10 protein-coding genes and 1 pseudogene are annotated in these 13,922 nt (G+C 66.9%); 6 read left to right on the top strand and 5 right to left on the bottom strand.

The genetic code is table 11. The annotated features are described in order from the left end of the window. Positions 1-27 precede the first annotated feature (27 nt). Positions 28-519 carry a YceI family protein gene (locus tag OVY01_RS16940; protein WP_267848877.1) on the top strand — a complete coding sequence of 164 codons (492 nt, stop codon included), beginning with the start codon at positions 28-30 and terminating at the stop codon, positions 517-519. 93 nt (positions 520-612) lie between these two features. On the opposite strand, the gene secF is transcribed toward OVY01_RS16940, so the two are convergent. The 5 genes and pseudogenes from secF to queA form a co-directional block, all read right to left on the bottom strand. Next, a complete protein-coding gene (gene secF, locus OVY01_RS16935) occupies positions 613-1,578 on the bottom strand; it encodes a protein translocase subunit SecF (RefSeq protein WP_267848741.1) in 966 nt (321 codons plus the stop codon). A 22-nt stretch (positions 1,579-1,600) separates the two neighbouring features. Continuing rightward, positions 1,601-3,664: a protein translocase subunit SecD gene (gene secD / locus OVY01_RS16930; protein WP_267848740.1), complete on the bottom strand. Its 2,064-nt coding sequence runs from the start codon at positions 3,662-3,664 to the stop codon at positions 1,601-1,603. A 198-nt stretch (positions 3,665-3,862) separates the two neighbouring features. Beyond that, entirely contained in the window at positions 3,863-4,129 is a 267-nt protein-coding gene (gene yajC / locus OVY01_RS16925; RefSeq protein WP_267848739.1) for a preprotein translocase subunit YajC, read from the bottom strand. 174 nt (positions 4,130-4,303) lie between these two features. Further along, positions 4,304-5,434: a tRNA guanosine(34) transglycosylase Tgt gene (gene tgt / locus OVY01_RS16920; protein ID WP_267848738.1), complete on the bottom strand. Its 1,131-nt coding sequence runs from the start codon at positions 5,432-5,434 to the stop codon at positions 4,304-4,306. A gap of 97 nt (positions 5,435-5,531) precedes the next feature. After that, a pseudogene (queA, locus tag OVY01_RS16915) lies at positions 5,532-6,698 on the bottom strand (tRNA preQ1(34) S-adenosylmethionine ribosyltransferase-isomerase QueA); the annotation flags it as partial. 73 nt (positions 6,699-6,771) lie between these two features. Between queA and recG the strand changes: the two are divergent. The 5 genes from recG (at position 6,772) to ubiA (ending at position 13,642) form a co-directional block, all read left to right on the top strand. Continuing rightward, positions 6,772-9,186 (top strand): ATP-dependent DNA helicase RecG, encoded by a 2,415-nt coding sequence (gene recG, locus OVY01_RS16910; RefSeq protein ID WP_267848737.1) that lies wholly within the window; start codon positions 6,772-6,774, stop codon positions 9,184-9,186. 92 nt (positions 9,187-9,278) lie between these two features. Continuing rightward, positions 9,279-10,739: a hypothetical protein gene (locus OVY01_RS16905; protein ID WP_267848736.1), complete on the top strand. Its 1,461-nt coding sequence runs from the start codon at positions 9,279-9,281 to the stop codon at positions 10,737-10,739. A gap of 100 nt (positions 10,740-10,839) precedes the next feature. After that, a complete protein-coding gene (locus OVY01_RS16900) occupies positions 10,840-11,799 on the top strand; it encodes a LysR substrate-binding domain-containing protein (RefSeq protein ID WP_267848735.1) in 960 nt (319 codons plus the stop codon). A 223-nt stretch (positions 11,800-12,022) separates the two neighbouring features. Further along, a complete protein-coding gene (locus tag OVY01_RS16895) occupies positions 12,023-12,514 on the top strand; it encodes a Dps family protein (protein WP_267848734.1) in 492 nt (163 codons plus the stop codon). 216 nt (positions 12,515-12,730) lie between these two features. Then, a complete protein-coding gene (gene ubiA, locus OVY01_RS16890; RefSeq protein ID WP_432422269.1) occupies positions 12,731-13,642 on the top strand; it encodes a 4-hydroxybenzoate octaprenyltransferase in 912 nt (303 codons plus the stop codon). Positions 13,643-13,922: the final 280 nt, after the last annotated feature.

Genomic DNA, 13,922 nt, shown 5'->3' with positions numbered 1-13,922 from the left:
GCCGCCGCGAGCCTGCCGCTGCATGCCATGGCCGCGCCGATCAATGCCGCCAAAAGCACGGTGATCACCACCTCGAAGCAGATGAACGTCGCGGTGGATGGCATGTTCAAGAAGATCGGCGGCGACGTGACGTTCGACCCGGCGAAGCCGGGCGCGGGCAGCGCGCACGTGACGATCGATATCGCCAGCTACGACATCGGCTCCGAGGAATACAACAAGACCCTGCGCGAGAAGGAATGGTTCGACGCGAAGGCCTATCCGCAGGCGAATTTCGCCTCTTCGGCGATCGTGCCGGCGGGCGCGGGCAAGCTGAACGTGACCGGCAAGCTGACGATCAAGGGCAAGACGCAGGATGTCACGGTGCCGCTGACGGTCACGCAGCAGGCGGGCGACCAGGTGTTCGACGGCGTGCTGGCCATCAAGCGGCTGGCGTTCGGCATCGGCGCGAACGAATGGAAGGATACGTCGGTGGTCGCCGACGAAGTGCAGATCAAGTTCCACCTGGTGGTGGCGCGATAGGGTGACGCGGTAAGCGGCGCGTCGCACGTGAAAAAGGGGGGAGGCTCGCGCCGTCCCCCCTTTTTTCATGTGCCGCCCGCTTTCAGGCCCGCATCAGACCTGTGCCCCGGCATTCGGATCGCTCGGGTCGTGCGCCGCCTTGCCCGAGCGGATCAGATCCTCGCGCTTGACGCCCAGCCACATCGCCAGCGCCGCGGCGACGAACACCGACGAGTAGATGCCGAACAGGATGCCGATCGTCAGCGCGATGGCGAAGTAGTGCAGTGTCGCGCCGCCGAAGATCAGCATCGACAACACCATCATCTGCGTGCTGCCGTGCGTGATGACCGTGCGCGACATCGTGCTGGTGATCGCGTGATTGATCACGTCGACGACGCTCAGGTTCTTCTCGCGCCGGAAGGTCTCGCGGATCCGGTCGAAGATCACCACCGATTCGTTGACCGAATAGCCCAGCACTGCGAGCACCGCCGCGAGCACGGACAGCGAGAACTCCCACTGGAAGAACGCGAAGAAACCCAGGATGATCACGACGTCGTGCAGGTTGGCGATCACGCCGGCGATCGCGTACTTCCATTCGAAGCGGATCGACAGATAGATCATGATGCCGGCGACCACGCACAGCAGCGCGAGCAACCCGTCGGTGGCGAGTTCCTTGCCCACCTGCGGCCCGACGAATTCGACGCGCTGCAGCGCGACGTCCGGGTGCTGGGCCTTGAGGATGCCCATCACCTGGTCGCTCTGCGTGGCCGAGGACAGCGGTTTGCCGTCCGCGCCGGTCTTCAGCGGCAGGCGGATCAGCACGTCGCGCGACGTGCCGAAGGTCTGCACCTGCGCGTCGTCGTAACCGATGCCGCCCAGCGCGGTGCGTACCGGTTCGAGTTCCGCCGCCTGCTGGTAGCGCACCTCGACGACGGTGCCGCCGGTGAATTCCACCGACAGATGCAGCCCGCGGTGCAGCAGGAAAAACACCGCGAGAAGGAAGGTGATGAGCGAGATCGCGTTCAGGATCAGCGCATGGCGCATGAACGGGATGTCTTTGCGGATGCGAAAGAATTCCATGATGGTTCCTGTGGCGGCCGGTTCAGCGCGACGAGCCGCGCTTGCTTTCCTGCGCGCGGGTCAGCTTGCTCTTGCGTTTCTGACCGTCTTTCGGTGCCGGCAGGCCGGTGGCATCGTTGGTCAGGGGGGCGTTCTTCGCGGCGCGGCGCGGGACGCCGGCGCTCGCGGCATTCGTGGATTTCGCGTCAGCGTCGGCATCGAAGTCGACCGCCAGCCCATCGACCGTGCCGTCCTTCGGGCGCCACACCTGGCCGATCGCCAGCGTCTTCAGGCGCCGCTTGCCGCCGTACCAGAGGTTGACGAGGCCGCGCGAGAAGAACACCGCCGAGAACATCGAGGTGATGATGCCGATGCAGTGGACCACCGCGAAGCCGCGCACCGGGCCGGAACCGAAGGCGAGCAGGGCCAGGCCCGCGATGAGCGTCGTCACGTTCGAGTCGAAGATCGTCGCCCACGCGTGCGTGAAGCCCGCGGAGATGGCCATCTGCGGCGGCGCGCCGCGGCGCAGTTCCTCGCGGATGCGCTCGTTGATCAGCACGTTCGCGTCGATCGCCATGCCCAGCGTCAGCGCGATGGCGGCGATGCCCGGCAGCGTCAGCGTGGCCTGCAGCATCGAGAGCACCGCCACCAGCAGCAGCAGGTTGACCGACAGCGAAATCGTCGAGAACACGCCGAACAGCATGTAGTACGCGACCATGAAGATCGCGATCGCGACGAAGCCGTAGGCAACGGAGTCGAAGCCCTTGCGGATGTTGTCCGCGCCCAGGCTCGGGCCGATCGTGCGTTCCTCGATGATGCTCATCGGCGCGGCCAGCGAACCGGCGCGCAGCAGCAGCGCGAGGTCGTTGGCGGCTTGCGTCGACGCCGAGCCGGTGATCTGGAAGCTCTGGCCCAGCTCCGACTGGATCGTCGCGACCGTGAGCACTTCGCCCTTGTCGTGCTCGAACAGCACGATCGCCATCGGCTTGCCGATATTGTCGCGCGAGATGTCACGCAGCACCCGGCCGCCGGCCGAGTCCAGCTTGATCTGCACGGCGGGGCGCTGCTGCTCGTCGAAACCGGCCGAGGCGTTGGTGATGCGGTCGCCCGAGAAGATCACCTGCTTTTGCAGGAAGATCGGCGCGCCCTGGCCCTGCGTGAACAGGTCGTCGCCCGGCGGCACCGCGTCGCCCGGCGACGGGTTGCGCGGCGCGCTGGCGTCGACCATGCGCGCTTCGAGCGTCGCGGTGCGGCCGATGATGTCCTTCGCCTTCGCGGTGTCCTGGATGCCCGGCAGTTCGACGACGATGCGATCCGTGCCCTGTTGCTGCAGCACCGGCTCCGACACGCCGAGTTCGTTGACCCGGTTGTGCAGCGTCTGCATGTTCTGCTTGATCGCGTTGTCCTGGACGCTGCGGCGCGTTTCGTCGGTGAAGGAGCCGATCGCCTGGAAGCCGGTGCCGGCCGCCACGGTGCGCCACTGCAGCTCGGTCACGCCGGCGGCCAGCGCATCGCGCGCCGCGTCGGCGATCTGCTGCGTCGCGAAATTCACGACGAGCGTGTCGTTGACCCGCGCGACGCCGCCGTCGCGCAGGTTCTTGCCGCGCAGCAGCGCGCGCGCATCGGTCGCGTCGGCGTCGAGCTTCTTCGCCAGCGCGCCGGCCATGTCGACCTGCAGCAGGAAGTGCACGCCGCCGCGCAGGTCCAGGCCGAGATACATCGGCATCGCATGCAGCGCCGTCAGCCAGCGCGGCGAGGCGCTTTGCAGGCTCAGCGCGACGATATAGGTCGGATCGCTCGGATCGGCGTTCAGCGCATGCTGCAACGCGTCTTTCGCGCGTATCTGCGCGTCGGTGTTCGCCAGCCGCACGCGAATGCTGGCATTGTTGGCGTTCGCGTCGTAGGAGACGTCGGCCGCGTCGATCTTGCTGGCCGCGAGCGCCTGCTCCACCCGGTCCATGACCGCCGGATCGACCTTGACGGTCGCCTTGAGGCTCGAGACCTGGACGGCGGGGCTCTCGCCGAAAAGATTGGGCAGCGTATAGAGCAGGCCGATGGCGACCGCCACCAGCATGACAATGTACTTCCAGAGGGGGTAACGATTCATGGCGGGCCGACGAAGAGATGGACACGCGATCCATCCGGCCGATGGATTACGCAGGCGTTCCGGGGTGAAACGGACACCCGGCGCGGAACGCGCGAAGCGCCGGGTGGAGCGGACGGCTCCGGTAAAACGGGCGGGCCGCCCGGCAGCGCGCGCCTCCCGGTGCGGTGGGGAAGCACGGCGCCGGGCGCGTCGGTCGCGTTACAGCGCCTTGACGGTGCCCTTCGGCAGGACGGTGGTGATCGCGCCCTTCTGCACGGTGATCTCGACGCCCTCGGCGATTTCGATGCCCACATACGCCTCGCCGACCTTGCCGACCTTGCCCACGATGCCGCCGCTGGTGACCACTTCATCGCCCTTGGCGACCGCGGCCAGCATGTTGCGGTGATCCTTCTGGCGCTTCATCTGCGGGCGGATCATGATGAAGTAGAGCACCACGAACATCAGGATGAGCGGTGCGAAGCTCATCAAACTCGATTCGGTACCGCCACCTGAGCCAAAATTGAACACGTTGTCGTCTCCGCCGTCTGTAAGGGAAAATAGCCGCGTATTCTAGCACTGTGACGGGGCGGCAATACCAAACCATTCCCGCCCCGTCGCGCGCGCGCCGATCGACCATGGCGGGCGCGCCACAGATCGGACTTACTGCACGCCGCGGCCCCGTTCCTCGCGAAAGCGCGCGACGAACGCGTCGAAGCGCCGCTGCTCGATGGCCTCGCGGATCTCGCTCATCAGTTGCAGGTAATAGTGCAGGTTGTGGACGGTGTTGAGCTGCGCGCCCAGGATCTCGCCGCTGCGGTGCAGGTGGTGCAGGTAGGCGCGGGAAAACTGGCGGCACGCGTAGCAGCCGCAGGATTCGTCGAGCGGGCGCAGATCGTTCCTGAACGTCGCGTTCTTGATCTTGAGATCGCCGAACCGGGTGAACAGCCAGCCGTTGCGCGCATTGCGCGTGGGCATCACGCAATCGAACATGTCGATGCCCTGCGCCACGCCGGCCACCAGGTCTTCCGGCGTGCCGACCCCCATCAGGTAGTGCGGCTTGTCGGCCGGCAGCTTCGGTCCCAGATGCGCGAGCACGCGGGTCATGTCCGCCTTCGGCTCGCCGACCGACAGGCCGCCCACCGCCAGCCCGTCGAACGGGATGTCGGCCAGGCGCTCCAGCGACTCGTCGCGCAGGTCCTCGAACATGCCGCCCTGGACGATGCCGAACAGCGCGTTCGGATTGTCCTCCCGGTCGAACTCGTCGCGCGAGCGGCGCGCCCAGCGCGCCGACATGCGCATCGATTCGGCGGCGAGTTCGTGCGACGTGGGCACGCCGTTGGTTTCATACGCGGTGCATTCGTCGAACTGCATGACGATGTCGGAGTTGAGCACGCGCTGGATCTGCATCGAGATCTCGGGCGAGAGGAACAGCTTGTCGCCGTTGATCGGCGAGGAGAATCTGACGCCGTCCTCGCTGATCTTGCGCAGCTCGCCCAGGCTGAACACCTGGAAGCCGCCGGAATCGGTCAGGATCGGCCGGTCCCACCCCATGAAGCCGTGCAGGCCGCCGTGCGCGGCGATGGTGTCGAGCCCCGGGCGCAGCCACAGGTGGAAGGTGTTGCCGAGCACGATCTGCGCGTGGATCTCGTGCAGATCGCGCGGCATCATCGCCTTGACGGTGCCGTAGGTGCCCACCGGCATGAAGATCGGGGTCTCGATCACGCCGTGGTTGAGGGTCAGCCGGCCGCGGCGCGCATGGCCGTCGGTGGCGAGGAGGTCGAATTTAAGCATGATGGGCGGAAGAGGGCGGCACCGTGGAGGGCGCCTCGGGCGAACGCGTGGATGAGGCGGCCGGCAAGGAGGCGGACGATGACGTGGGCGAACGCGCCGGCGATGGGGCGCGCGTCAGGAACATCGCATCGCCGTAGCTGAAGAAGCGGTAGCGCGCGGCGATCGCGTGCCGGTACGCGGCGCGGATCGTGTCGACGCCGGCGAACGCCGAGACCAGCATGATCAGCGTGGACTTCGGCAGGTGGAAATTGGTGACCAGGCAGTCCACCACGCGAAAGCGGTAGCCGGGCGTGATGAAGATGTCGGTCTCGGCATGCTGGGCGCGCAGCAGCGGGGCGAGGTCGACGTCGGACGCAGCGGTGCCGGACGGAGCCGCATCGGCATGCGGTGCGTTCTCATGCGCCGCCGTGCCGGCGACGTGGCCTGTCCCGGCACGGGCCGTGCCGGCGTCCGCCGCGTCGCGCGCGGCCGATTCGAGCGCGCGCATCGACGTCGTGCCCACCGCCACCACGCGCCCCCCGGCGGCGCGCGTGGCTTCCACCGCCGCCACCAGGGACGCGGGAATCTCGTACGATTCGCTGTGCATCGTGTGCTCGGCGAGATTCTCGGTGCGCACCGGCTGGAAGGTGCCGGCGCCGACATGCAGCGTCAGCGTCGCGCGCCGCACGCCCGCGGCGTCGAGCGCGTCGAGCAGCGCCTGATCGAAATGCAGGCCGGCGGTGGGCGCGGCGACCGCGCCCGGATGCGCGGCGTAGACGGTCTGGTAACGCGCCTCGTCGCTGGCGTCCGGGGTATGCTCGATGTACGGCGGCAACGGCAGACGGCCGTAGCGCTCGATCAGATCGAGGCAGGGCGCGGGAAAGCGCAGTTCGTAGAACTGCCCGACGCGCTCGCCGACCTCGACGTCGAACGCGTCCGCGAGCCGGATCGACGTGCCGCGCGGCGGCGACTTGCTCGCGCGGATCTGCGCGATCGCGGTGGCGTCGCCCGTGAGCCGCTCGATCAGCACCTCGACCTTGCCGCCGCTCGCCTTGACGCCGTGAAAGCGTGCCTTCAGTACCTTCGTGTCGTTGAAGACGAGCAGGTCGCCGGGCCGGAGGAAGTCGAGCAGGTCGGCGAAGCGGTGGTCGGTGAAGCGGGCGGCGGCGTCACCGGTCGGAGCCGGATGCACGCGCAACAGACGGCTGGCGCTGCGTTCGGCGAGCGCGTGCTGGGCGATCAGATCGGCCGGCAGATTGAAATCGAAGTCGGAAAGCGTATACATTCTGTGGGCGCCCTCGCCGACGGTCCGGCCGGTGAGGGGCGTAAATCCCGTTATTGTACTTGTGAAGAGCCCGATGTCCTCCCTGTCCCGCACCACGCCGCCGTTTTCCGACTCCGATCCGGCCGATCGGCCCGCCGGCGGCCGCGCCGCCGGGCAGTCCGTGCCGCGGTCGGCGGCAGCGAACGGCAGCCAGGCGAGCGACGGAATGGGCATGGGGGGCGGCGCGCGGAACGGTGGCGGCAACAGCCGCAAGGGCCGGATCAACGGGGGTGGCAAGGGCGACATGCAAGGCGGGGCGAAAGACGCCGCAAAGGATGCCGTGAAGGATGGCGCAAAAGGAAGCGGCAAGGGGGGGAACGCCAAGGGCGGCGTGAAAGGCGCGGGCGACGCCGCCGAAAAGCTGCGCAAGCTCGGCCTGTCGCGCGATATCGATCTCGTGCTGCATCTGCCGATGCGCTATGAGGACGAGACGCGGATCACGCCGTTCGCGCAGTTGATGCCGGGCATGATCGCGCAGATCGAGGTACGGGTGATCGACGCCGAGGTCACGTACCGGCCGCGCCGGCAACTGGTCGTCAAGGTCCGCGACGCGAGCCTCGACGAGGCGGCGTACAGCGAGCCGCTGTCGCTGCGTTTCCTGAACTTCTACGGTTCGCAGCTGCGCCAGTTCACGCCGGATGCGCTGCTGCGGGTGCGGGGCGAGGTGCGCGGCGGCTTTCTGGGTCTGGAGATGGTGCACCCGGCGTACCGCGCGGTCGAACCCGGCGCGCCGCTGCCGGCGGCGCTGACGCCGGTGTATCCGTCGACCGCGGGCATCAGCCAGGCGTACCTGCGCAAGGCGATCGACAATGCGCTGTCGCGCACGCCGCTGCCCGAACTGATCCCGGCCGCGCTGCTGCCGCACGAGGAGGACGGCACGCCGCTCGACATGCCCCTGCTGGCCGACGCGGTCCGCGCGCTGCATCATCCGTCGCCGACGGTGGACGAATTCGCGCTGACCGAACGCACGCATCCGGCGTGGGTGCGGATCAAGTTCGACGAGCTGCTGGCGCAGCAGCTGTCGCTGGCGCGCGCGCGGGCGGAACGGCGCGCGCAGGCGGCGCCGGCGATGCCGGTGCCCATTCCCGCAACCGCCACGCCTGCCGCCGTGCCCACCGCGGCATCGCTGACTGAAAGGCTGCTGCAGGCCCTGCCGTTCACGCTGACGGCCGCGCAGCGGCGGGTCTGCGGCGAGATCTCGGCCGATCTGGCGGTGCGCTTTCCGATGCAGCGGCTGCTGCAGGGCGACGTCGGCAGTGGCAAGACGGTCGTCGCGGCGCTGGCCGCCACCCAGGCGATCGATGCCGGTTTTCAGGTCGCGCTGATGGCGCCCACCGAGATCCTTGCCGAACAGCACGCGCGCAAACTGCGCGGCTGGCTCGAACCGCTGGGCGTGACCGTCGGCTGGCTGGCCGGCAGCCTCGGCGCGAAGGCCAAGCGCGCGGCGGTCGAGGCGGCGGCGTCGGGCGCTGCGCACCTGACCATCGGCACGCACGCGATCATCCAGGACACGGTCGACTTCGCGCGCCTGGGCCTGACGATCGTCGACGAGCAGCACCGTTTCGGCGTCGGTCAGCGCCTCGCGTTGCGGCAGAAGGCGCAGGGCGCCGACGGCCGCGGCCTGTTGCAGCCGCACCAGTTGATGATGAGCGCGACGCCGATCCCGCGCACGCTGGCGATGACCTATTACGCCGATCTGGACGTGTCGACGATCGATGAATTGCCGCCCGGGCGCACGCCGATCCTGACCAAGATCGTCTCCGACGGCCGGCGCGACGAGGTGATCGACCGGGTGCGGCAGGCGGCGCTGCGCGGGCAGCAGATCTACTGGGTCTGCCCGCTGATCGAGGAGAGCGAGGCGCTGCAGTTGCAGACCGCCGTCGACACGCATATGCAACTGGCCGAGGCGCTGCCCGAACTGCAGGTCGGCCTGATCCACGGCCGGCTGCCCGCGGCGGAAAAGCAGACGGTGATGGAAGCGTTCGCGTCCGGGATGACGCAGGTGCTGGTGGCCACCACGGTGATCGAGGTCGGCGTCGACGTGCCGAACGCGTCGCTGATGGTCATCGAGCACGCGGAGCGTTTCGGCCTCGCGCAACTGCACCAGTTGCGCGGACGCGTGGGACGCGGCAGCGAGGCGTCGGCCTGCGTGCTGCTGTTCTCCCAGCCGTTGTCCCTGATCGCGCGCGAGCGGCTCAAGACGATGCGCGAGACCGGCGACGGTTTCGAGATCGCGCGGCGCGACCTGGAGATCCGCGGGCCGGGCGAGTTGCTGGGCGCGCGGCAGTCGGGCGCGGCGATGCTGCGTTTCGCGGACCTGGAGGTGGACCGCTGGCTGGTCGAGCCTGCGCACGCGCTGGCGCAGCGTCTGTTGACCGACCATCCGGCGCTCGCCGACGCGCACCTGGACCGCTGGCTGGCGTCGCGCGCGCACTATCTGAAGGCGTGACGGCGGCAAGCCTGCACGCGAAAGGACGGACTGCGAGGAACCCGTTGCGCGCCTGGCGTTACTGACGGTGCGCCATTTCCTCGGAAAACGCCATGTCCTTGCAGATTCGTTCGTTGGGTTCCAACCCGGATGCCGCCAGCCTGCCCACGATCCCCGGCGGTGCGCAGCCGTCGTTCGTCGGCGCGTCGAAGGCCGTGTCCACGTCGGCGACCTTCATCCTGCCCAAGGACATGCAGATGTCGCTCTGGGCGCGTGTCAAGGGATGGTTTCAGGATGGCGGCAAACAACACGACGCGATCGAGAGACACGTCGCTTTCCTGAACAGAAGCGATATCGAACTGGGGCCCAACGCGCACGCGATGCGCTGTGACGCCTTTACCACCTTGCGCGATCTGGTGCCGCACGACAGGCAGGACCGGTTCCGCATCGAACTGAGCGAAATCATGCCCGCCGAGGTGCCGGGCGGCCTTGCGTCGCCGACGCTGTCGTATCGGTTGAAGGTGGACGGCCAGACGCTCCTGTCCAGTCATCTGGCGGACGGCGACCTGCAACAGTGCGCCGATATGCGCGCGCTGGTCGAAAACACGGGCATCGCCGTCGACGGCGACGCGGCGTTCGGTGATTTTCAGGACAGCGTGATGTTGCGCAGCGTCGCCGCGACGTTGCGCAGCCACGGCATGGAAGAAGGGGCGGAACGGGTGCTGGCGCAAAAGGATGCGCTGAAGGCGCTGAACAACCCCGACGCGAAACGGGATAACGCGCATGTCGCTGAAGCGCTGAAAATGCAGCAGCTCTCGCGGTCGAGTCACGGCGCGCCATTTCGCTTCAATGTGGCGGTCGCCAACAACGCCCGCGATTACACCATGCGGCTCGATGTCGACGGCGAGCCGGGGGAAAGCGTGACGCTGTTCACCGGCACGCTGGCGCATACGCAGCACGACCAGTTCTTCGGCATGGCGACCGCTGCCGTGGCGATCATGGCGATGCAGCGCATGCCGACCGAAGACCGGATGGCGGGTCGCCGCGAGATGTTCGGCTCGGACACCGCCAGACAGATGTCGTCGGACCCGCACGTGCGGAAGTTCTTCGGCAATCCGGACTACAACAGCGACAATTTCCATCACATCGAAGAAGTGGAGGGCGAACCGGCGTTTCTGGTGCATTTCCAGGCGCCGGACGGGGTCCAGGTGGACGAGGGACAGGGTCGCCTGCTTCCACCGTTGAAGCTTTCGGACTTACCGGCCGGGAGGGATGGCCGCCTGTCGGGCGCGGCCTTGAAGGCGGCGCTCGCCGGGCAACCCTACGGCAGCCTGCGCGAACTGGCGGAGCAGCGCCATATGACGGAGCACGATGCCAGCTTTCGCGCCGTCATGGAACCCGTGCGCAAAGAGGTGTCCCGGTTGGCCGACGCGATCGGGTATGGCGGTCTGATCAGGCTGAAAGATGACCTCGGCAGGCAGTCCATCGGCAACACGACCTTCAGGGCCCTGTTCGACTGGCCGGAACCCGACGTGATGGACGTGCCGCCGCATGACCCCATGCAGTACGCCTGACGGGAAACCCTGAGAGGGGCCGGCATGGTTGGCGAATCAAAGTAATCCGTGTATAAAGGGTATAAAGAAAATACCTATCGGTTTCATTTTTTCGATTGCCATGACCCTTACGGAACTGAAGTACATCGTCGCGGTGGCGCGGGAGCGGCATTTCGGCCGGGCCGCCGAGGCCTGTTTCGTCAGCCAGCCGACGCTCTCGGTCGCCATCAAGAAACTGGAAGACGAACTGACCGTGCAGATCTTCGAGCGCGGCACGAGCGAGGTCAGCGTCACGCCCGTGGGCGGCCAGATCGTCGCACAGGCGCAGCGGGTGCTGGAGCAGACGCTGGCGATCAAGGAAATCGCGAAGCAGGGCAAGGATCCCCTGCTGGGGCCGTTGCGCCTGGGCGTGATTTATACGATCGGTCCCTATCTGCTGCCGTCGCTCGTAAAGAACATGATCGAGCTGGTGCCGCAGATGCCGCTGATGCTGCAGGAGAACTACACGCTCAAGCTGCTCGAACTGCTCAAGCAGGGTGAACTCGACGTTGCCATCATGGCGCTGCCGTTCGCGGAGACCGGGCTGGCGGTGCGGCCGTTGTACGACGAGCCCTTCGTGGTGGCGGTGCCGCGGGGGCATGCATGGGAGCAGCGGCAGTCGATCGTCGCCGACGACCTGAAGAAGGAGACGATGCTGTTGCTGGGCAACGGCCACTGTTTCCGGGATCAGGTGCTGGGCGTGTGTCCGGAACTGATGCGTTTCTCGCAGAATGCCGATGGCATCCAGAAAACGTTCGAGGGATCGTCGCTGGAAACCATCCGGCATATGGTCGCGAGCGGCGTGGGCATCACGGTGCTGCCGCGCACGTCGATCCCGCAGCACTCGGAGATGGAGCGCAATACCGACAGCAACATGCTGTCCTATGTGCCTTTCTCGAAACCGGTGCCGGATCGGCGCGTGGTGCTCGCATGGCGCAAGAGCTTCACGCGCAGCGAAGCGATCGAGGCGGTGGTGACCGCCGTGGGCCGTTGCAGGCTGCCGGGCGTCGAGATGCTGGATCTGCCGGTGGTCGTGGACTGAGGGGACGGCCTTGGGGCAGGGGCGGGGCGGGCCCGGCGTCATGCGACGCGGTCACATGACCGCGTCCGATCCGCCTGACGAGGGTATCCGGACGTCCCGGAACAAAGCTGGAGGGAATGGCGGCACATTGCGCTAAACTGGTGTCGCGTGGGGCGGGGTGCGGGGAATGTTTCTGTCGTTCTCGCTCAATACCCTCTAATCCCCCTTTTCAAGGAGCTTCCTGATGGGCAAAAAAGACAAGACGCGCTCGACCGTCAACATCGGCATCAACGACGACGACCGCAAGCAACTGGCCGACGGCCTGAGCCGGCTGCTGGCCGACACGTACTCGCTGTATCTGAAGACGCATTACTTCCACTGGAACGTGACGGGTCCGCATTTCAGTTCGCTGCACACGATGTTCGAGACGCAGTACACCGAACTCGCGATCGCCGTCGACGACATCGCCGAGCGCATCCGCGCGCTGGGTTTCGTCGCGCCGGGCAGCTACTCGGAATTCGCCCGCCTGACGACGGTGCCGGAAACGGAAGGCGTGCCCGACGCGCTGTCGATGGTGCAGCAGCTCGTCGAGGGTCAGGAAGCCGTGGTGCGCACCGCGCGCGAGTTCTTTCCGGTCACGGAAGCCGCGCGCGACGAGCCGACCGCCGACCTGCTGACGCAGCGCATGCAGGTGCATGAGAAGACCGCGTGGATGCTGCGCGCGACGCTGGGCTGATGGGAGACGGCGTTCCCGCATGACGCCGGGGCCGCATCCGCGCTCGCCCCTGCGCGCCAGGGATCCCATGGGCCGCCTCCGGGCGGCTTTTTTGCGTCCGTGAGCGGGCGGGCCCGGCGCTGGCTCTCGACCGGTCTCCTCTGTTACCGTGTCGGACCGTGTTTGCCACCGTTCGACGACGCCTCCCGCGCTTCGTCCCCTGCCTGGAGATTGTCGATGCTGGATTCCTCCTCCCCCCGTGCCCGGGTCTCGCTTGCCGACCGGCTGCGTGAGCGCCTGCCGCTCTATCTGCGGCTGATCCGCATGGACAAGCCGATCGGCAGCCTGCTGTTGCTGTGGCCGACGCTCAACGCGCTATGGATCGCCTCGGGCGGCCATCCGGGCTGGGGCCTGTTCGTGATCTTCACGGTGGGCACGGTGCTGATGCGCTCGGCCGGCTGCGCGATCAACGACTACGCGGACCGGGATTTCGACCGTCACGTTGCGCGCACGCAGGACCGGCCGCTGACCTCGGGACGCATCCGCGCCTGGGAAGCGCTGACGCTGGCGGGCGTACTGGCGCTGCTGGCTTTCGTGCTCATCCTGCCGCTCAATGCGCTGACGAAGTGGCTGTCGCTGGTGGCCGTGTTCGTTGCCGGCAGCTATCCCTTCATGAAGCGGTTCTTCGCGATTCCGCAGGCCTATCTGGGCATCGCCTTCGGTTTCGGCATCCCGATGGCCTTCGCCGCGATCCAGGACCGGGTGCCGGCGCTCGCCTGGCTGATGCTGGTGGCGAACGTCTTCTGGGCCGTCGCCTACGACACCGAGTATGCGATGGTGGATCGCGAGGACGACCTGAAAATCGGCATCCGCACCTCGGCGATCACCTTCGGGCGCTATGACGTGGCCGCGGTGATGGCGTGTTATGTGATCTTTCTCGCGATGATGGCGGGGATGGGCGCGGCGCTCGCGTATTCGTGGGGGTATTGGCTGGGCTGGCTGGGTGCCGCCGCGTGCGCCGTCTATCACTACACGCTGATTTGCCGGCGTGATCGGGCAGGGTGCTTCGTCGCGTTCAAGCACAACAACTGGCTCGGGGGCCTGCTGTTCGCTGGTATCGCGGCGCACTATCTCTGGATCAATCGCTGATTGCCGCGTTCAAAAATTATTTTCACCTATTGCCGACCCTTCCTGTCCGAGCTAGCATTGAAGAATGCCTGAAACAGGCAGCAAGGATAGAAGGAGTGCAACGGCATGAGTGAAAATAATTTTCATCTAGATGCGCTGAACGGTTTTACGAAAGGGCTTGGTCGCGCGACGGCGGGCGCGTCCGGGAAATCAGGGGATGAAACGGGCGACATGCGCGTAGGCGACATGCGCGTAGGCGACGTGCGCGTAGGCGACATGCGCGTAGGCGACATGCGCGTAG

The sequence above is a fragment of the Robbsia betulipollinis genome (assembly GCF_026624755.1).
Lineage (GTDB): Bacteria > Pseudomonadota > Gammaproteobacteria > Burkholderiales > Burkholderiaceae > Robbsia > Robbsia betulipollinis.
The sequence above is the reverse complement of the archived record's forward strand: the minus strand, read 5'-3'. Positions and strand labels throughout refer to the sequence as shown.

Bases quoted from the DNA above. Each gene is read 5' to 3' on its own strand.
- secD (WP_267848740.1), bottom strand. From the start codon at position 3,664: ATGAATCGTTACCCCCTCTGGAAGTACATTGTCATGCTGGTGGCGGTC.
- tgt (WP_267848738.1), bottom strand. From the start codon at position 5,434: ATGCTTAAATTCGACCTCCTCGCCACCGACGGCCATGCGCGCCGCGGC.
- secF (WP_267848741.1), bottom strand. From the start codon at position 1,578: ATGGAATTCTTTCGCATCCGCAAAGACATCCCGTTCATGCGCCATGCG.
- OVY01_RS16895 (WP_267848734.1), top strand. From the start codon at position 12,023: ATGGGCAAAAAAGACAAGACGCGCTCGACCGTCAACATCGGCATCAAC.
- recG (WP_267848737.1), top strand. From the start codon at position 6,772: ATGTCCTCCCTGTCCCGCACCACGCCGCCGTTTTCCGACTCCGATCCG.
- yajC (WP_267848739.1), bottom strand. From the start codon at position 4,129: ATGAGCTTCGCACCGCTCATCCTGATGTTCGTGGTGCTCTACTTCATC.
- ubiA (WP_432422269.1), top strand. From the start codon at position 12,731: ATGCTGGATTCCTCCTCCCCCCGTGCCCGGGTCTCGCTTGCCGACCGG.
- OVY01_RS16900 (WP_267848735.1), top strand. From the start codon at position 10,840: ATGACCCTTACGGAACTGAAGTACATCGTCGCGGTGGCGCGGGAGCGG.
- OVY01_RS16940 (WP_267848877.1), top strand. From the start codon at position 28: ATGGCCGCGCCGATCAATGCCGCCAAAAGCACGGTGATCACCACCTCG.
- OVY01_RS16905 (WP_267848736.1), top strand. From the start codon at position 9,279: ATGTCCTTGCAGATTCGTTCGTTGGGTTCCAACCCGGATGCCGCCAGC.